Here is an 18,593-nt window from a genome sequence, read left to right as displayed (position 1 = left end):
CCAGAAAATCTTCTTAAAAAAGCTGATGACGATGTGCTGGATAATGTCGTAAAAAAGACAAATACACAGGGCGTCATCAACCCGCTCATCATCCTGGTGCGATGAAAGGACCGGAGAAAGAATCTTAATTCCGGCACCTGTTTCCTGATCTTTCCAAGCACGGAGAACTAGGGTGCTGCATCAGGAATGGTGGTTACGGAAATGCTTAGGGGTCAGCACCTCGTTTTTTTTGAAAAAATTAATGAAGTGAGACAATTCCTCAAATCCAAGGGATCTGCCGATTTCGGAAATATTCCAGTTTGTATGCTGTAACAAGATCCTGGCCTCCTGCATTATTCTTGAAGCGATAAGCTGAGAGGTTGTCTGACCTGTCACTTTTTTAAGGGACCTGTTCAGGTGATTGATATGAATGGAAAGATAATCTGCATATTCTGCGGGAAAGCGTAACTTCATTGATTGATTAGGAGATTCAATGGGAAACTGGCGCTCGAGAAGTTCACTAAAAAGGGTTGCGATCCGAATCGGGCCATTGGAATCCGCATAAGGGATGCTGGTTGCGGGCTTCATCTTCAGTGCCATATAGATCAGCTCGAGGGCAAGATTTCGCAGCACGTCATATTTATATTCAAAATCACTATCTATTTCTTCCAGCATTCTTTGAAAAACAGCGGACACCTCAGGTACCTGGGAAGCAGAAAGTTCAAAGAGCGGATTATTTCCGGGTTTAAAAACGGGGTATTCCCGGATCTGCTGACGTTCATCAAAAAAACCCTCCGTGAATATACAATAATACCCTGTCTGCCCCTCTCCGATATCCTCCCATGAGTAAGGGATATTGGGGTTGGAAAAAAGCAGCGCGCTGTCTTTGAATTCCATATTCTTATCTGCATAATAAAGCCGGGTGTGTCCGGTAAGCAGACTGATTTTATAAAAACCTTTCCTGTTATAAGGCTGACAGTTCACAAAATTTCCTGGCGTGTTCATGATCGGAAAAATATTGAATTGTCCCATCTCCCTTTGCAGATGATCAGGCATCCAGATGTGTTGATGCAGTTTTTGTACTTGAATTAAATCTCCCATACCGACATTATTTACCATGGATTAGTTGCCCAAACAGATGCGTCAGGAATAAAAGCGATATCATCAAGGCTAAGCATGCCGACAACGACCTTTGCAATATGCTCAGCCTTTAATTTGTGTTCCTCATTTGCTGCCGACATCCCTGCCTTAGTTATAAAATCTGTTATGACCTCGCTTGGATTGATTTGCATCACCCTTACATTATGCGGGCGAAGCTCTGCGCGCCAGCATTCTGTCAGTCCGGAAACTGCAAATTTACTGGAGACATAACCCGAGCCATTAGCATATCCCCTGAGTGATGCGGTTGAACCTATATTGATAATGTTACCATTGTTTTGATTTAGGAAGATCTTTGCCGCCTGTTTTCCAGCCAGGAAATAACCTCTCACGTTTACCTCCCACATCTTCTGAAAATCTTCCAGGGAGGTATCAACCAGTCGAGAAAAAGTTCCCACTCCTGCATTGTTGATCAATACATTCACTGAGGTCATCTTTTGCAGGGCAAATTTAAAAAGCTCTTCAACATCCTGCTCTAAGCAAACGTCAGCCTTAATTCCATAGGCGCCGATTTCATCTGCACATTTGATCACCTTATCACCATCCCTGCCACTGATCACGACCTCAGCGCCCAGCGCTCTTAAAGTCCTTGCAATCTCTAATCCGATTCCACCTGTTGCTCCGGTAATCACGACTTTCACATCCTTTATTTCCATTGTCTTATTTTTAAGTATCGTAAATTTGATGATTTTTTACTAAACAAAAGTAACAGGTTTTAGTGTGACCCTGAATGCGCAAATCAAACTAAAAGTTGCACTATTCAAACATTTGCAATGGAATTCCCATGTCCGGAGTCTTTTCAAAGTTGCTTTCATGAACTGCAAGCAATGCCCGCCAAAAGATACTTCCTCCCAAACCAAATTCTGGACCTCGAGATCCAGCCGCCAGGACACCTGGCAAATTCTTACAATAATAACATTTGTGTTCAAGATATTAATGATAAACAATACGACTTAAGTCTGGCTTTCTTTACGGGAATCAGTACATTTTTTTTGAATCCAATTGCCCCTATCATTGTGGTTTTGAGGTCAGCGCCTCGTTCACAACCAATAAACATTTAAAAGTTGATTTTGGTTTAGCGGTTTTGGAATCAAAAACGCTGGTAATTTTAATCCATTCTGACGTGGCCAATTCAATCGTCCACCGACGCTGGCTTTTCGAACTTGCTAAAGTTCCGGAGAAATACGTCATCCATGAGTTACATCGAGCATATCCGGATGGCAAAATTGATGTCATCAGGGAGCAGGCTGTGTTGGAAAGCTTTGATACGATTATTTTTCAGTATCCAATATTCTGGTTCAATTATCCTCCCCTGTTGAAACAATGGCCGGATGAGGTCCTGGTTCAAGGGTGGGCCTTCGGCACGGACAATGAATATAAACTCAAAGGAAAAAAGATAAAGGTTGCGGTCAGTGCGGGAATAGTCCGTGATCAACATCAGCCGGATGGCGAATGTCAATATACAATGGACCAGTTTCTGGCTCCATTTGAGTTTACTTACAAATATGTAAAAGCAGACTACCGGCCACATTTAGTTTTATGCGACTGGAATTCAATGGGACAACTGAACGTCTGGAAAATAGTGCCATTGACTATATTGATCAAATTAATTCCATTCAGACCGGGGGCTAATGCTTAAAAGAGTGGAAAAAGCACCTGGCAGATCCTGAAATGTTAGCGGATTTACGAATGATGAAATCCATGGCCAATTGGATATTGGGTTTCCCTGCCGTCAGGCATTTATTGGCAGAACATGAATTTAAACATTGCCTCCCTGATGAGTGGCTATTAATTTCCAATCTGATAAGTCTGCGGGTTTTCAGCCTGAAATCACTCTTATAAACTTACGCTGAATACCGGGCGAAGCTACCAACTGCCCACAAACGTCATCCAAAATCTTTTACAGGCATTATCTGACCTCATAGCGCCAGTCATGACAAAAACACACTCCCGAATGTGCATCTGGCGGGGGGCACTCCGAGATGCTATGCAAACAATCTGCGATAGTGATGCGCACTGCTTGCAGGACTGACAAGTAAACCGGGCGACTGATATACGGCCAGGATCAAGCAGATAATCTGAATTTGTTATCTATTGTTAACGTTTTGACGTGAGCTTCCCCAGCATCTTTGTGCCAAACTTAATCAATAACAAAATGAAAACACTTTTCTTGATGCTTCTATGTTTAACAACAGGCATCGCTTTCGCTCAGACCGGAACAATCAAAGGCAGGGTATTGGACAAACAATCAGAAAAACCAATTTCGGGTGCGACAGTGAGCCTGGTCGATGACAACAACTTAAAAACCACAACTGATCAGGACGGCAATTTCCGGTTGCCCAATATTCCGCTTGGAAGACAAAATATACAGATCAGTTTTTTGGGTTATGAGAATGCGACCGTTTCTGAAATCGAGATCACTACAGGTAAAGAAAGCATTCTCTCCATCGCTTTGAGTGAAAAGTTCAATAACCTAGAAGGGGTTCGAATCGTGGGTACAGGAAGAGGTAAATCCAGGGCCATCAATCAAATGGCAGCAGTTTCCGCGAGACAATTCTCCGCTGAAGAGGCCAGCAGGTATTCCGGAGGCAGAAGTGATGTTGCGCGTCTTGCCTCTAACTTTGCCGGGGTTGCCACAGCCGACGACAGCAGAAATGACATTGTGATCAGGGGAAATTCACCATCAGGACTTTTATGGAGAATAGAAGGCATCCCTGTTCCCAGTCCCAACCACTTTTCGACTCTGGGCACAACAGGTAGCCCGGTATCTGCACTGAATCCAAACATGCTTGCCAACTCAGACTTCATCACTTCTGCATTCCCTGCAGAATACGGCAACGCGATTGGCGGGATCTTTGATCTTGGATTCAGGAAGGGAAATACAGATACCTATGAATTTACCCTCGGTGCAGCAGCATTCCCAGGGGCAGAAGCGATGGCTGAGGGACCTCTGTTCAGAAAGGCAGGCGGATCATTTTTAGTTGCAGCCCGTTACGGCATCGTTGGTCCTTTGGGACTGGCGGGAACCGCAGCCCAGCCCAATTACAATGACCTTTCATTCAATCTTGATTTTGGAAATTCCAAAGCAGGAAACTTCTCGGTTTTTGGGATACTTGGTAATTCCGACATAGATTTCATAGGCAATGAAATCACTGACGACAAGGATTTGTTCGCAAAAAAAGATGAGGATTCGTATGCGAAATCGAATTTTACCGCATTTGGGCTCAAACACACAATTAACCTTGGCGCGAAGTCCTATCTAAAAACAGTCCTGGGAACTTCATCAGCAAAATCGACCTATGAGGCCTTTCGCTTTCTGAATTATCAGACGGCGTCTGAAAACCGGATCGAATATACAAACTCGGACAATACAGAGCGTAGGATGACATTTTCCACTTTTATTAATTCAAAAATGTCGAATAAAATCACTCTAAGAGCAGGATTGCTTTACGAAAACTTTAATCTCAAAGCCAATATCTCGGACAGGGACCGCCAGCCGGATCGCGACGGAGACGGGATAGCCGACCTATCCAGCCTGATCAATACCGACGGCAGGTATCAGATCGTCCAACCCTTTGCCCAGGCCCAGTTCAGGCTGACCGAAAAACTAACGCTAAATACTGGCGTACACGGTCAGTATTTCTCGGTCAATGAACAATTTGTGGTGGAACCCAGGGCATCGCTTAGCTATTCGGTAAGCCCAAAAAGCACTATAAACGTCGGGTACGGTATGCACCATCAGAACGTTCCAGCCCCTATCCTGTTTCTTAACGAAAATGTTGGTGGGTCACTCGTGCAGACCAATAAGAATCTGAAGTTTGTAGCCAGTCAGCACTATGTGGTCGGTTATGATCTAAGGTTTGCCGATAACTGGCGCGCAAAACTTGAGCTGTATCATCAGGTGATCAATAACGCCGCTGTGGAACGGGCACGTTCTGGATATTCTTCACTAACCGAGGGAGCAAGCTTTACCTACTCAATCGATAAAACCTCGCTTGTCAATGACGGAAAAGGGAGCAATTCGGGGGTAGAATTTACCCTGGAAAAGTTTTTCAGCAAAGGATATAATCTGTTATTGACATCATCGTTCTTCGAGAGCAAATACAAGGGAAGTGATGGAGTGGAACGAAACTCACCTTTCAACAACGGATATGTGGTCAATTTTCTGGCAGGCAAAGAGTTTAAAATAGGGAAAAACGGACGGAATGTATTTTCGATTAATACCAAGTTCAGTACTGCGGGTGGAAGATATTACACCCCGACAGACCTTGCGGCCTCAAGAGCGGCAGGATTCGATGTTAAGGACGACACAAACCCATTTAGCGAGCAATATGACGATTACCTTCGTCTGGACCTTAAGTTTGGGATCAAACTGAACAGTAAAACCAAAAAACTGTCTCACCAATTCTATGTGGATTTCCAGAATCTTACGGACAGGAAAAATGTTTTTATCAGAGAATACAACAGGCAGAGCGGGATGATCGATCAGAAGAATCAAATTGGATTTCAGCCTGATTTCGGATACAGGTTTAATTTTTAAAATATCCGGCTTTAGGCTGAGCGATCTGACCCGTACAAGGTCAGATCGTTTGTTTATCAAAAAAAGTTTATCATCTTTGAGAAGCTTTAACCCGATAAACATGGAGAAGAAATCTTCCGCCAAATTTTCAGTCATTGACAAACAAATGAAACAGAACCAGAGCGACTTGAACTATTTCAGGGAATGCCTCACCGGATTCCAAACCTTCAGCGATGAGGAGTGGTTATTGTTCAGCTCAGCTTTATCTTTTCAGGAATTCAAAAAAAATGAACTCATATTTGACATCAATGAAGTTTATCAGAAAATGATATTCATCACCAATGGTGCGGTCCGTTATTTTGTGGATAAAAACGGTGAAATCATTACTTCCTATTTCAGTTTTAGAGGTGATGTCGGATCGGCTTACAGCAGTTTCATCTCAGCGGCACCCAGTTCATCCGGCCTTCAGGCTATTCAGGCTACAAGACTGATCGTCCTCACCAAAAAGAAACTCGAAGTGCTGAGTGACAATCCCCTTATTGCGCTTAAGATCGAGCAAATGAGGAGAAGGATTGCAGAATTTTACATTCTTTGCTATGATCAGAGAACCCGTACATTTTTAATGCAGAGTCCTGAAAAGAGATATCTTGAGCTTCTGAATTCCGGAGGGGAAATTTTTCAACAAATCCCACAACACTACATCGCAAACTACCTGGGCATTACACCGGTATCCCTGTCCAGGATCAGGAGCCGGTCTATGGCAAAAAGTTAACGTTCATGACTGACTGTGCCCAATAAACTTACCCAAGCCTTCATGAGATGATGATCAGGGACAGCAAATAACCTTCCAGTGCGACTGAGTCCAACATCCTGATAAAAGCATGTCACTTCTGCTAATCAGATGTTTGTCGCATGGATTTTAGTTTCATAACAGCTGACCGCAATTACAGCTGATAAATTTCTGCAACCAACCATTACGGAGACTCCTCTGATCTAACTGCATTTCATTTGCCGACACTGCGGTCTTGACCGGGTAAGCGATTACACCAACATTTCCTCCTCTTTTCAGCTCGAAACCGATGAAAAATCAAACATTCCCGGTTTTAGATAAGAATCAATAAAAACCAGTCTATTGCTTCTTTTGCATTATCGTGATCGACCCACTTCGCCTTAAAAGCAAGCATACCTGATCTGAATGTTTGAATTTCGCAGTTAATGGTTTCTAATTCGCATTCCCGTGCCCCAAATGCATGTTAATTTTGTGGTGTAGATTATTTAGGTAATGAAGGACAATCTTACCAATCGTCCCATTCCTATGGAAAGAAATACCGATCGATTGGCAACATGCATGAAACTGCTGATTCATGCAGGCTTGAGCTTATCGGGGAGACCATATTTTTGAGAATTTAAAAACAATATAATGAAAAAGAACAGCAAATTACTAAAACCATTAACTTTTGGCCGTAAGGGGATCGAAGTAAAAAACAGAATAGTGATGGCACCAATGACCACTTGGGCATCAAACGAGGATTTCACAGTTTCTCAGGAAGAGATAGCGTGGTACAGTAACCGGGTGAAGGGTGTCGGTCTTGTTATTACAGGTTGTACGCATGTAACACCTGAAGGCATTGGTTTTACCGATGAATTCGCGGCTTATGATGACCGCTTTATCCCAGGGCTGAAAGACCTGGCGGATGTGGCCAAAAGTGATGGAGCACCGGCCATCCTCCAGATCTTTCATGCAGGCAACAAAGCTTATGCTGAATTCAGTCCTTACGCGACTGTGGTAAGCGCAAGCTCCATTATGTCGGAGGTAACGCCATTTTCCCCGCCAAAACTTCAGATTCCCAGAGCGCTGGAGGAAAATGAAATCTGGGAGATTGTGAAAGCATTTGGCCAGACAACCCGAAGAGCGATTGTTGCAGGTTTTGACGGGGTTGAGATTCACGGTGCCCATGGTTTTCTGATCCAGAATTTCCTCTCTCCCATGTTCAACGAGCGGAAAGATCAGTGGGGCGGAAATATTGAAAATAGAATGCGGCTTGCAATAGAAATTGTCCGGGAGATAAAGCGTACAATAGCGGAATTTTCAGAAAGGCCATTTCTGTTGGGATTCAGAATTTCCCCAGAGGAATTGCCTGAGACGGGACTAAGGTTGAAAGACAGCTTGGCACTGATAGACGCCCTTATCCTAGAGGATGTTGACTATTTGCATTTCTCTCTTTTTCAGGCGCTTACCCAAAAGCCTCTTTACAGTGCAACCAGCAGAACTACCATGCAAGTACTTTCCTCATACATCAATGGCCGTGTACCCATGATCGCTGCGGGAGAACTTACCACGCCGGAGCAGGCAGAAGCAGCCATCGGTCTTGGACTAGACTTGGCGGCCATCGGAAGAGGGATGGTTATCAATCCTGACTGGGCGCTACAGGCCTATCAAAAAGCGCCGCAGCTTACCATGGTGCTGGATCTGGATCAAATATCGGAAAAGAAGATTCCAAAAAAACTGATCCCCATCATCCATGGTGCAAAGGGATGGATCAAAACAGCTTAACATATATTTCAACGAAGATATCTTAGGGATGTCTTCGTTGATATTATAAGATGTAAAGATGAATTAATCTTCAGTCCTGCGCGTGACAAACATTTTTGTATCCTCGACTGCCGCTGCTCTCAGCGGTTCTGCTATTGTCTGATTACTGTCGCTCATCGCCATCGTTTTGAATGAAGTAAAACTCGGATATTCAACTAGCACCACCGAATCCCATTTTTCCCTCTCGGATGCGACAATGGTTGCCAGAACATCGCCGGACAGGAAAATTTTCGCGTTTTGTATTCCAAGGTCTTTTAAAACGCGATAAAATCTTTAAAATAAAGCCTGCGGTCTTTAAACTTTATCATATTGGGTATCAAGACGGGACCAGTGCCCATCAAAATCCGGAAATGTGATCATTTTATTTTTATTTAACGTTTATGATTTAATGAAGTTTGATAAATTACTTACGCTACAATTATTTCTTATTCGCTGTTCAATAACATTCGACTAGTTGAAGGTTTTCAATTGATTTTCTTTTTTTGAAAAACCGTCACCTAAATCGCCGGTTTCTTTTACCTATGGTAATGCGCTATGAATCCAGTGGGTTAAATCCTGTTGTAATGTCGCCGGATTGAGATCCAGAAACCGCTTGCCCTGGAAGTCCGAAGATCCTGAATAGATGAAAACTTCTCCGTCACACTTTTTACTGAGAATGGTTTTCCTTATTTTTATGCGTAAAAACAATATAAATGGACGGATCAGAATCTTCCAAACCAAAAAAAATGTTGCTGGGCATGGTGCTATTCGATGGTTTTCAGCTACTGGATGTTTTCGGACCTCTTGATGTCTTTGGCTTTCTGGATGATAGGGTTGAAATTATTCTTATCGGCGAAAAAGGCAGTGAGGCTAAAAGTAGCGCTGGACCTGTTGTGAAACTGGATTACAGTTTTTCGAATGTTCCTGACCTGGATATACTCATGATCCCGGGGGGGGCCGGAACCCGGAGAGAAGTATTCAACCAATTATTGCTGAACAGGTTAAAATCTCTTGCTGAGGTCACTGCTCATGTGGCAACCATATGTACCGGCTCTGCCATGCTTGCAAAAACAGGGATCCTTGATGGAAGAAAGGCTACGACAAATAAGCGCGCATATCAATGGGCAACATCTCAAAGTGACCGGGTAATGTGGATCCCAGAAGCAAGGTGGGTGGAGGATGGAAAATTCTTCAGTTCCTCTGGAGTGTCTGCGGGAATCGATATGGCCTATGCACTGGTTTCAAAACTGTTCGGGAACGATCTTGCCGCAAGCATAGCGCTCCGGGCAGAATATGAATGGAAGAATGAGCCAGACAATGATCCTTTTTCAAAGCCCAGGATTTGATGACCGGGATTTAAATTAATTTTATAAAATAAGCGGAGATACCTGTAAAAACTCCTGTTTTAAAACACAAAAAGGCATACCCGATCAGTACTTTAAGTAAAGAAAGTGGTATACATCTCTTAGAGGCGCTTTCTCCTACGGCTGCCATCAGAATTCCTGCAGAATGATCTGATTTGCCTTCTATAGCTCCTATCTTTGCTTCAATTTCGGCAGAAAACCGTAAATTAGCAGAGAATAAATTCATCACAATCCCGAGATCAGATATCAAGATGAAAGAAGTATCCATCATTCGATACCACACTGATGCTTCCAGTGTCAACAGCAGAATCAATCTCGAGCAGCATCTTTTCACTTTTCTTTTGGAAGGTGGCAAACGGGTCTCCTATGCAGGCAAGCAAGAGACCATAAGTCCGGAACAATTCATGTTGCTCTCTACTGGAAACTGCCTGATGAGCGAGAAAACTGCTTCCAGCGGCGGTCAATACAGAAGCATTCTTCTTTTTTTTGATAAAGAGTTGTTAACGGATTTTCTTGGCCGCCACTCCGCGGCGCTCAAAATCGCTTCGAATAAACATGACCATCCTTTCGTGGTCTTTGAAAAGGATGCCTTTTTGGTCAACTTTATTGAATCGCTTGCTTTGATGCTTGATGCCGGCAGGTCTCCCTCTGCTGAGATGAACCATTTAAAGCTCGAAGAACTGCTTTTACATCTTTATTCACATTATCCTCAAGTAATCAATCAATTCAGAAATTCCAAGGTAATGGTAGATCATGAACGGCTTATCCACCAAGCCGTCAATTCCGTCACTGACCGTACTGCAAGTGTAGAGGACCTGGCTTTCTTGTGCCACATGAGCGTTTCAACATTTAAGAGGCGTTTTCATGAGATTTATGCCTCCACACCAAAAAAGTGGTTATTGGAGAAAAGAATGGAAAAAGCACTTTACCTGCTGGGATACAGTGGCAAAAAAGCCAGCGAGATATATGGTGAACTGGGATACCAGAATCTGTCAAGCTTCATACAGGCGTTTAAAGCGATCCACGGCACCACACCAAAAAAATACCAGGAGAAAATTGAACGTTCAGCAACACTTTTTGACCATCAATCCATGTCGCTTCCATAAATTCCGTTTTACCTTTGATGATATAAAAATCAAGAAGATGAACAAAAAATATTTTATGGAAATGGCAGACTACCTTTGCTGGGCAGATAACAAGGCCATTGATTGGGTTACAGAAATCAATGACCAGCAGTGGAATCAGGAAATATCCAACAGCTTCAATAGCATCAGGAACACAGCATTACATATTGTCAGCGCGGAAAAAATCTGGCTTGACTTCTGGACGGGTGCGCCTTCCCCTGTCTACCTGAGCGCAGGATTTGAGGGATCGAAAAAAGACCTCATCCATATCTGGCGGATGACATCCGCCAATCTTCAGGAATTTATTGAAAAATATCCGGAAAAAAACTACCAGGATTTGGTCAGTATTTCAAAGCCAAACGGCGAAATTGCGCAAATGTCGTTTTGGAGGACTTTTCCACATATGGTCAACCATTCCAGCTATCATCGTGGTCAAATGGTTACCATGTTAAGGCAAGCGGGTTTTACACTTTTATCGAACACGGATCTATTCACCTTTTATCACCTTCATCATAACGAAGGGAAGGCAGAACCTGTCTGATGGTTTTGAACAGGTTATCATCCCACCCGGTTCATTCAGAACCGGTTATATTGATCAATGACTGCATGTAATCAAGCACGTGCAGTCATAATATTTCTGAATTTGCAGCGAAATAGAATAAAAATTAAAAACATCAGTCTTTGCCGTCCAGTTTTTACCAGTCTGATTGCTTGATCCATAAAGCGAAAGAAAAGAAAGGTTTGAATACTGCTTATGGCGCATACTTAAAACCAGTTTATTTACTGGAATATGCATCAAGAGACTGGCAAATAGATGTGTCGCAAACATTATCGACCAAACTTAAGCGCACAGACTCTACTTGATTGATTGTTGACAGACCCTCGTTTGAGCAGGAAACCAGGTCTGATATGGTTCGCATTAAATTGAATTCATTCAATGGCTTTCCAATGATAGCATCAGCCGCACATGGGATTTCGACGATCTCCTGGTAGGTCATCGTGGTGAGCAATATAATGGGGATATGGGCGGTCTGCGCGGCATTCTTCAAATCATTACAGACCGAACGCCCGTCAAGATGGCCGAGACTTATCTCCATGATAATTAAATCCGGGCGAAATAAGCCAACTGCTGTATACAGCGCTGTGGCACTCTCCACTTTCTCCACAATGATCCAGTGTTGGTTCAGTAACCATTCCACCCTCAGCAAAACCTGGGGATCCTGATCAGGTTCATCAAAAATAGATTAGACATATACAAGTGATGAAAACTTACTCCTAAAAGTCAAACTGTAATTATTAAGTAAATTTTTGACAACGCATCGCTTAATAAATACTTAATAAAACCACAAAAACACCCAATAAAATACTGAATAACAGTACATTAAGAACACAAGCAATAAGAATCATAATCTTTTGGTCGCTGGTTCGAGCCCAGCTGGGCCCACAACCCTTCAGTGAAAACGAGGGCACTGAAAAAGTCCCCTAATTGAAAAGGACAAAAGGAGTAGAAAACTAGTTTTTCTGCTCCTTTTTTTGTATTTTAAAGGTATATTATTACTGCTTTTAAGATGCTTCTTCAACAACAAAAAATCCAGTTTAGCGAGTTTTCCAGGCTTTATGACCTGATTGTTCCCAAAGAGAACTTACTGCGCAAGATTAATGAGCTTATAGATTTTGGTTTTATATATGATGAGCTTCTGGATAAATACTGCCCGGACAACGGGCGTAATGCTGAGAGTCCGGTACGCATGTTTAAATACTTATTGCTGAAAACAATTTATACGGTTTCAGATGTTGATGTGGTAGAACGTTCCCGCTATGATATGTCCTTCAAATATTTCCTGGAGATGTCCCCGGAGGAGGATGTGATCAATTCAAGCTCATTGACCAAGTTCCGAAAGCTCCGCCTCAAGGACATGGATCTTTTAAACCTTCTAATTGGTAAAACTGTTTCCCTTGCATTGGAAAAAGGCATTATTAAATCCAGGTCCATCATTGTCGATGCGACACATTCACTTTCCAGATCCAATCCATATTCACCTATTGAAGTACTCAGGCAACGCTCAAAACTGCTTCGAAAAGCAGTGTACCTAATGGATGATGACTTCAAGGGTCAGATGCCTGAGAAAAATGATTCAAATGATATTCTTAAAGAAATAGAATACTGCAAGGAGTTACAAAAACTTATCGAGTCTGATGAAGCATTAAGTGAAATTCCTGCAGTGAAAGAGAAGCTAAACCTCTTAAAAGAAACAGTAGAAGATACCCAGGATAACTACACCTTATCCAAAGATATGGATGCCAGAGTCGGACACAAAACCGCTGATAGTAGCTTTTTTGGTTACAAAACTCATTTGGCAATGACAGAGGAGCGTATCATAACAGCAGCTGTTGTTACCTCCGGAGAGAAAGGAGATGGTCCTGAGCTACCAAAATTATTGGGTCAGACACAGTCAAACGGAATGGAGGTGGATACTATTATAGGTGATGCAGCCTATGCTGGCAAGAACAACCTTAAGCTTAAGGGTTTGAACGGAAATAAGGTTAAGATAGTTGCCAGGATGAACCCTGCTATTACTCATGGTACCAGAAAAGAGGAAGAAAAGTTTGATTACAATAAAGATGCAGATATGTTCGTATGCCCCGCAGGGCACCTGGCTATGTATAAACGGGTGCAGGGCAAAAAGGTAGATAAGAGCAATCAGTCAATGACCTATTATTTCGATACCGAAAAATGCAAAGTATGCCCGCTAAGAGATGGCTGCTACAAACCCGAAGCCAAAAGCAGGACGTATTCGGTCGCCATAAAACCAGATGAGCATAAAGAACAGGAAATATTCCAACAAAGCGAGTACTTTAGGGAGAAATCAAAACATAGATATAAAATTGAGGCGAAAAATAGTGAATTGAAAAATATTCATGGATATGACAGAGCGAACTCTTATGGCCTGGAAAGCATGAAAATGCAAGGTGCACTTGCGATATTCGTAGTTAATCTTAAAAGAATCCTCAAATTCTAAAGCGGGATCATCATTGCCACAAAATATCCTAAAAACAACCATAAAATACCAGAATTCGGCGAGAAATCTCAATAGATTGGGCCCCGTAAAAATATAAAAATACTCAAAAAACAAAAAGCGGATGGAGATCTTATAACCTACCCATCCGCTAATCTTTTTATAGACCATTTTTAAGTCTACTTTTTCAGTGCCCTCGTGAAAACTGGAGGTTTTTTTTATGCGCTGAAACCAAGCTATAACCTATTTAAAGGCGGTTTTCATGGCAGTAGACTACTGCTACTCTTTCAAAGATAGCTATTAACTTTCTCAAGTCGACAGACCGTGTTTACTAAATTTTTACTTTTTATTTGGCGCGTTTTGGCGCGCGCCAATCACATCATGCCTTCATCAGCAAAGCTATAGTATCTGTCGCATGTAATAATTATGTGATCGCAAACCTCAATCTCCAACAGCTTACCACCTTCTTTCAACTTCTGTGTTATCTTCAAATCAGCGTTGCTTGGATTAAGGTTACCACTTGGATGATTATGTGCTAGTATAATCTTGCTGCTGTTAGTTTTCAATGCTACTGCAAAGATTATTCTTGGGTCAACTAACGTTCCACTAACTCCACCAACCGAGATATCTACAATCCCTAAAACCCTATTGTTAGTATTCATTAGGATCACTTTAAACTCCTCCAACAACTCAATACTACCTAACTTCCAATGCTGTAAAAGGATGCAGTAGGCATCGTTAGAGCTGTTAATTTGAGGTCGTTCCTGAGCCTTGTAATCTGCTTTGTAGCTTACTTGAACTTCAGCTACTTTAAATTGTTCTTGTACCATAGTTGTATCTATTTAAATATGGCACTTGTATCAAGCTTTCAAACCAATTAAGCAAAGGAGGAACGGAATAAATGGGCTGTACGAGGGCTACATGAGCGTTTATGCCGTAGTTCCTTTAAGCGTATTGGGTGGACAAGCTTAAATTTGTGGATATTTGGATAGATATACTTTCACATACCTCATTCATTTTTAGTCTATTTCCATACCCAATCCTTCATAGCTACACCTGCAACGATGATTTCATTATCAATGTGAAATGTTCTTTTCTTAGAACCATTGGAATAATACAAGTTAACTGTCAACGGGTGTAGCAACAATGAGATGTTATTTGAATTTAAGCTAATAACGACTTTGGCTAAAGAGGTAGTTTCACCTTGAAATAGCGGGCTAGTATTGGCAAAGCTAAATATCGTGAATGCCCCCTCATCCCTCATTCGGCTTTTATATTGTGTATTCGCACGAAGTACCTTACTATGTATGTGGACCTCTAACTTGTACAGTTCTTCGATTCGGTTGCCAGCATTTGATACTTGAAATGTTAAATCAATATCAACCCCTCTAAGAGCTCCAGCTATTGAAGAACTTTGTCTAACACTATGAATTATATAATTTAATTGGAAGCAAAAATTAGCATAAACAACAAGGGTCAGCCATCCGGCAGACCCATTGCTCATAACCAAATTTAAGGGCGGCTTCGATTCGCCACTTAATATTCTGTCAACTTAAAATCTGTTTTACCTGAAGCCTTTCACATCAAAAATTATTTACTCAACTCTAAAATATACTGACCTTTAGCTGGAACTGAAATTGCCTGATTAAGCGTAAACTCTTTTGAGGAGATGACGTCTTTTCCAGAAGAAAATCCGTTGATAACATCGCTAAATCTATCTAACTTCAATAACTGGTCTTTTAAACCGCTGTTGAGAATAACCAATACTTTTTTGTTGTCTTTTATACGACCAAACACATACAAACCATCCTTTGGTGAATAATGAATCATTTTACCACCCGTTACTGCGGCACTAGTTTTCCGCCACTGAAGTAGTTTCTGTAAATAATCCCAAGCTTCATTTTGCAATTCGCTTCTTCCAGTTTTTGTAAATTCATCTTTTTTATCATCAGGCCATCCTCCAGGGAAATCAACACGTAAGCGTCCGTCACCATCTTCTTTTGTACCCACCATCAATACTTCTGTACCATAATATATCTGAGGAATACCACGCATGGTTAATAGAAATGCCAACCCTTGCTTATACCTTTTTAAGTCTTTATCTTCTTTCCTGCTAAAACGACCGAGATCATGATTATCTAGAAAAGTAAGAACATTGTATGGGTCTGCGTATACAAAATCCTGTGCAACATCTTCAAAGAGATCGCCCAAATAACCATTATCGGCTTCTCCATCAAATGCCTTCTGCATGGCGAAGGTGAGTGAAAAATCCATCGGGGTTTTTAAATGGGGATCTTTTTTACTCAATATAGAATTTGCCTGCCACCAGGCTGGTGAAGTTTTTTTGTTGTACCAGGTTTCTCCAACGATGTTAAAATTAGGATATTCATCATACACCTCTTTGTTCCATCTTGCCAGAAAATCAAAGTCCATGTAAGAGTAAGTATCCTGTCTGATGCCGTCAATACGGGCATACTCTATCCACCAGATGCTATTTTGAATGAGGTAAGTTGCCAAATGCGGATTTTTTTGGTTCAAATCCGGCATACCACGGGTAAACCATCCATTCAGAAATGTATTACGTTCGGTTTCTGAAGCATGAACATCCATCACAGAAACCGTTGCATGATTGGTTTGAAGGAAAACACCGTTATTATTTATCCAGTCTTTAGATGGTAAATCCTTCATCCACCAATGCGAACTTCCGCAGTGGTTCAGCACCATATCCATTACCATTTTCATGCCTTTATCGTGGGTAACTTTGGTTAGGGCTTTAAACTCTTCATTGCTTCCAAAACGAGGATCAGATTGGTAAAAATCAGTAATTGCATATCCATGATATGAACCACCACGCATTTTATTCTCCTGGATAGGGTTTAGCCATACGGTTGTGATTCCAAGATCTTTCATGTAATCAAGCTTCTGCTTAACCCCTTCATAATCGCCACCATGACGGGCGTTTGGACTCTTTCTGTTAACCAAAACACTGTCCCAGTTATCATTTTGTGTATTTCCATTAACGAACCTGTCTGGCGTTATCAGATACAATACATCTGAAGCATCAAATCCTAAAGCGCCACTGTTATCCGTACGGCTTTTAAGCGGATAATTATATACAAATTTTTCAGCACCATCAGAAAAAGTAATGGGTACGGTGCCAGCTTTAGCATTTTTAGCAACATTAACATAAAGGAAAACATAATTTGGGTTTTCTACTTTCACAGCCTGTTTTAATGTAACCCCTGAATAATTAAGGCTTACTTTGGAATTACCGATTCCGGGACCATAAACCAGAATCTGAAATTCAGTTTTTTTCATACCTGTCCACCAGTTTGCTGGCTCTACCCTGCTAATTGATATTTTAGCTAAGGCTTGTGTTGCGTTGAGAAAAATTGCCAACAGCAATACTTGTATTATCTTCTTATACATAATAATTAAGATTATTTTTTACTATTCAGCACTATTTTTGCAACACCATATATTGGTATGGTTTGAGATTTACCACCTCATTAAGCGTAGTTTTTGAGCCGTTGAAGACATCCTTCCAATTCCCCACTAGTGATGCTGGCAGACTGTAATCAAGTGACTTATTTCTTAAATTAGATACAATAAGTACCTGTTGTCCATCAAGAGTTTTAGTAAATACGCAAACATCATCACTATTGTAAGAAATCATTGCACCTCTTCTTACTGCTTTGCTCTTATTCCAGAAAGACACAATTTTCTTATAGTCTGCAAGCACATCCTTGTTAGTCTCTTCCAACGACCAGTCGATACTCCTGCTGGTAAAAGGAAAAGTAAGCCGAAATGGTGTACCAATTTCTTGTCCATTGTAAATCATTGGGATGCCTTTCATATAGGCGGTAACCACAAAAGCTGCCATTGAACCACTTTTTCCACCAAATAGATCGAGCGGGGTACCATCAGATCCGTTAACATCGTGATTGGTTAGGTAACGCACTACGGCCTGCCCTTCCGCAGCACCTTTATAATCACGCTCGTTCAAGGCATCGATTGACTTCACTGATTTATTCTTGCTGAAGATGCTTTTAAGATTTCCAAAGTAATTAAAGCCGAAAAAGTAATCGAAGCCGACGCCAAGGTATTTAGGGCTACTGCCTTCGGCCAACATCAAAAGCTTATGCGTTTTAATGGTTTTCAAGCTATCATTTACCTGCTTCCAAAAATCTAACGGAGGACCATCTGCATAGTCACAGCGGAAGCCATCAATATTGGCCTTGTAAACCCATGATTTCATGGAATGAATCAGAGATTGTCGAAGTTCCTGGTTGCGGAAATCCAATTGTGCTACATCCCGCCAGGTTTCCGGATATTTAATATTTCCGATGCTATCGCGAAGATAATATCCGGGTTTTTCTATCCATGGATGATCCCAAGAGGTGTGATTGGCAACAATATCTAGCATAACCGCGATATTTCTGTTGTGTGCTCCATCAACCAATTTTCTCAAGTCTTGGAGTGTACCAAACTCGTGTCCAACTGAATCATAATTCATTGTTGCATAAGGCGAATTTGCACCTTTAAGCTTTCCAACGGGAAATATTGGCATTATATATATCACGTTAACACCTAATGCCTTAATTGCATCTAAACGAGCAGTTACGCCAGCAAAATCACCTGTTTTACTAAAAGCACGAGTATTTACCTGATACAACATAACATCACGCCTATCAGGAACACCTTTAAAGGGTTTACCATATTGAGGCGGATAGGCTTTATCCTGAGCAAGGCTTAAAAATGGTAAAATCAGACAGCTAAATACTGCAAGAAATTGTATGGAAAAGTTTTTTTTCATCTGTTAATTTTTGGCTTATGAATAAACAGGTTAAGCTTTTCGCT

Annotated in this window: 16 protein-coding genes; 8 read left to right on the top strand and 8 right to left on the bottom strand. The window is 41.5% G+C overall.

Annotated elements, in window-relative coordinates; all coding sequences use genetic code 11:
* Positions 1 to 180: 180 nt before the first annotated feature.
* Together ACO05K_RS04400 and ACO05K_RS04395 are read right to left on the bottom strand one after the other, a co-directional pair.
* Positions 181 to 1,080 (bottom strand): helix-turn-helix domain-containing protein, encoded by a 900-nt coding sequence (locus ACO05K_RS04400; protein WP_421943248.1) that lies wholly within the window; start codon positions 1,078 to 1,080, stop codon positions 181 to 183.
* A gap of 11 nt (positions 1,081 to 1,091) precedes the next feature.
* A complete protein-coding gene (locus tag ACO05K_RS04395; protein WP_421943247.1) occupies positions 1,092 to 1,793 on the bottom strand; it encodes an SDR family oxidoreductase in 702 nt (233 codons plus the stop codon).
* 467 nt (positions 1,794 to 2,260) lie between these two features.
* On the opposite strand from ACO05K_RS04395, the gene ACO05K_RS04390 reads away from it, so the two are divergent.
* The 5 genes from ACO05K_RS04390 to ACO05K_RS04370 all read left to right on the top strand — a co-directional run bounded on the left by ACO05K_RS04390 (position 2,261) and on the right by ACO05K_RS04370 (position 9,574).
* A complete protein-coding gene (locus ACO05K_RS04390) occupies positions 2,261 to 2,776 on the top strand; it encodes an NAD(P)H-dependent oxidoreductase (protein ID WP_421943246.1) in 516 nt (171 codons plus the stop codon).
* 516 nt (positions 2,777 to 3,292) lie between these two features.
* The gene (locus ACO05K_RS04385; protein WP_421943245.1) at positions 3,293 to 5,677 is read left to right on the top strand and encodes a TonB-dependent receptor domain-containing protein; all 2,385 of its coding nucleotides are present in this window, start codon (positions 3,293 to 3,295) and stop codon (positions 5,675 to 5,677) included.
* A gap of 100 nt (positions 5,678 to 5,777) precedes the next feature.
* Positions 5,778 to 6,428, top strand: a complete 651-nt coding sequence (locus ACO05K_RS04380) for a Crp/Fnr family transcriptional regulator (protein ID WP_421943244.1) — start codon at positions 5,778 to 5,780, stop codon at positions 6,426 to 6,428.
* Between the two features lie 648 nt (positions 6,429 to 7,076).
* Entirely contained in the window at positions 7,077 to 8,210 is a 1,134-nt protein-coding gene (locus ACO05K_RS04375) for an NADH-dependent flavin oxidoreductase (RefSeq protein ID WP_421943243.1), read from the top strand.
* A gap of 731 nt (positions 8,211 to 8,941) precedes the next feature.
* Positions 8,942 to 9,574 (top strand): DJ-1/PfpI family protein, encoded by a 633-nt coding sequence (locus tag ACO05K_RS04370; RefSeq protein ID WP_421943242.1) that lies wholly within the window; start codon positions 8,942 to 8,944, stop codon positions 9,572 to 9,574.
* Between the two features lie 10 nt (positions 9,575 to 9,584).
* Here the strand turns inward: ACO05K_RS04370 and ACO05K_RS04365 are convergent, their stop codons facing one another.
* Positions 9,585 to 9,818, bottom strand: a complete 234-nt coding sequence (locus ACO05K_RS04365) for a hypothetical protein (RefSeq protein ID WP_421943241.1) — start codon at positions 9,816 to 9,818, stop codon at positions 9,585 to 9,587.
* Between the two features lie 25 nt (positions 9,819 to 9,843).
* Here ACO05K_RS04365 and ACO05K_RS04360 point away from each other — a divergent pair, with 25 nt between their 5' ends.
* Both ACO05K_RS04360 and ACO05K_RS04355 read left to right on the top strand, forming a co-directional pair.
* Positions 9,844 to 10,698 (top strand): helix-turn-helix domain-containing protein, encoded by an 855-nt coding sequence (locus tag ACO05K_RS04360; RefSeq protein ID WP_421943240.1) that lies wholly within the window; start codon positions 9,844 to 9,846, stop codon positions 10,696 to 10,698.
* Positions 10,699 to 10,735: 37 nt separating this feature from the next.
* Positions 10,736 to 11,257 carry a DinB family protein gene (locus ACO05K_RS04355; protein WP_421943239.1) on the top strand — a complete coding sequence of 174 codons (522 nt, stop codon included), beginning with the start codon at positions 10,736 to 10,738 and terminating at the stop codon, positions 11,255 to 11,257.
* A 235-nt stretch (positions 11,258 to 11,492) separates the two neighbouring features.
* Here ACO05K_RS04355 and ACO05K_RS04350 read toward each other — a convergent pair whose 3' ends face one another.
* Complete coding sequence (locus ACO05K_RS04350) at positions 11,493 to 11,957, bottom strand: response regulator (protein WP_421946276.1); 465 nt, start codon at positions 11,955 to 11,957, stop codon at positions 11,493 to 11,495.
* 327 nt (positions 11,958 to 12,284) lie between these two features.
* On the opposite strand from ACO05K_RS04350, the gene ACO05K_RS04345 reads away from it, so the two are divergent.
* Positions 12,285 to 13,736, top strand: a complete 1,452-nt coding sequence (locus ACO05K_RS04345) for an IS1182 family transposase (RefSeq protein WP_421943238.1) — start codon at positions 12,285 to 12,287, stop codon at positions 13,734 to 13,736.
* Between the two features lie 371 nt (positions 13,737 to 14,107).
* Here ACO05K_RS04345 and ACO05K_RS04340 read toward each other — a convergent pair whose 3' ends face one another.
* The 4 genes from ACO05K_RS04340 to ACO05K_RS04325 all read right to left on the bottom strand — a co-directional run bounded on the left by ACO05K_RS04340 (position 14,108) and on the right by ACO05K_RS04325 (position 18,549).
* On the bottom strand, positions 14,108 to 14,563 hold the full coding sequence (locus ACO05K_RS04340) for a JAB domain-containing protein (protein ID WP_421943237.1): 456 nt from the start codon (positions 14,561 to 14,563) through the stop codon (positions 14,108 to 14,110).
* Between the two features lie 194 nt (positions 14,564 to 14,757).
* Positions 14,758 to 15,237, bottom strand: a complete 480-nt coding sequence (locus tag ACO05K_RS04335) for a hypothetical protein (RefSeq protein WP_421943236.1) — start codon at positions 15,235 to 15,237, stop codon at positions 14,758 to 14,760.
* Between the two features lie 86 nt (positions 15,238 to 15,323).
* Entirely contained in the window at positions 15,324 to 17,162 is a 1,839-nt protein-coding gene (locus ACO05K_RS04330; protein ID WP_421943235.1) for a glycoside hydrolase family 13 protein, read from the bottom strand.
* 31 nt (positions 17,163 to 17,193) lie between these two features.
* Positions 17,194 to 18,549: an alpha-amylase family glycosyl hydrolase gene (locus tag ACO05K_RS04325; protein ID WP_421943234.1), complete on the bottom strand. Its 1,356-nt coding sequence runs from the start codon at positions 18,547 to 18,549 to the stop codon at positions 17,194 to 17,196.
* Positions 18,550 to 18,593: the final 44 nt, after the last annotated feature.

Source organism: Pedobacter sp. (assembly GCF_965227205.1).
Taxonomy (GTDB): Bacteria; Bacteroidota; Bacteroidia; order Sphingobacteriales; family Sphingobacteriaceae; genus Pedobacter.
This window is presented reverse-complemented; position numbering and strand designations above follow the sequence as displayed.

Coding starts and splice junctions, on each gene's coding strand:
- ACO05K_RS04400 (WP_421943248.1), bottom strand. CDS start 1,080: ATGGGAGATTTAATTCAAGTACAAAAACTGCATCAACACATCTGGATG.
- ACO05K_RS04395 (WP_421943247.1), bottom strand. CDS start 1,793: ATGGAAATAAAGGATGTGAAAGTCGTGATTACCGGAGCAACAGGTGGA.
- ACO05K_RS04385 (WP_421943245.1), top strand. CDS start 3,293: ATGAAAACACTTTTCTTGATGCTTCTATGTTTAACAACAGGCATCGCT.
- ACO05K_RS04380 (WP_421943244.1), top strand. CDS start 5,778: ATGGAGAAGAAATCTTCCGCCAAATTTTCAGTCATTGACAAACAAATG.
- ACO05K_RS04375 (WP_421943243.1), top strand. CDS start 7,077: ATGAAAAAGAACAGCAAATTACTAAAACCATTAACTTTTGGCCGTAAG.
- ACO05K_RS04370 (WP_421943242.1), top strand. CDS start 8,942: ATGGACGGATCAGAATCTTCCAAACCAAAAAAAATGTTGCTGGGCATG.
- ACO05K_RS04365 (WP_421943241.1), bottom strand. CDS start 9,818: ATGAATTTATTCTCTGCTAATTTACGGTTTTCTGCCGAAATTGAAGCA.
- ACO05K_RS04360 (WP_421943240.1), top strand. CDS start 9,844: ATGAAAGAAGTATCCATCATTCGATACCACACTGATGCTTCCAGTGTC.
- ACO05K_RS04355 (WP_421943239.1), top strand. CDS start 10,736: ATGAACAAAAAATATTTTATGGAAATGGCAGACTACCTTTGCTGGGCA.
- ACO05K_RS04345 (WP_421943238.1), top strand. CDS start 12,285: ATGCTTCTTCAACAACAAAAAATCCAGTTTAGCGAGTTTTCCAGGCTT.
- ACO05K_RS04340 (WP_421943237.1), bottom strand. CDS start 14,563: ATGGTACAAGAACAATTTAAAGTAGCTGAAGTTCAAGTAAGCTACAAA.
- ACO05K_RS04335 (WP_421943236.1), bottom strand. CDS start 15,237: ATGAGCAATGGGTCTGCCGGATGGCTGACCCTTGTTGTTTATGCTAAT.
- ACO05K_RS04330 (WP_421943235.1), bottom strand. CDS start 17,162: ATGTATAAGAAGATAATACAAGTATTGCTGTTGGCAATTTTTCTCAAC.
- ACO05K_RS04325 (WP_421943234.1), bottom strand. CDS start 18,549: ATGAAAAAAAACTTTTCCATACAATTTCTTGCAGTATTTAGCTGTCTG.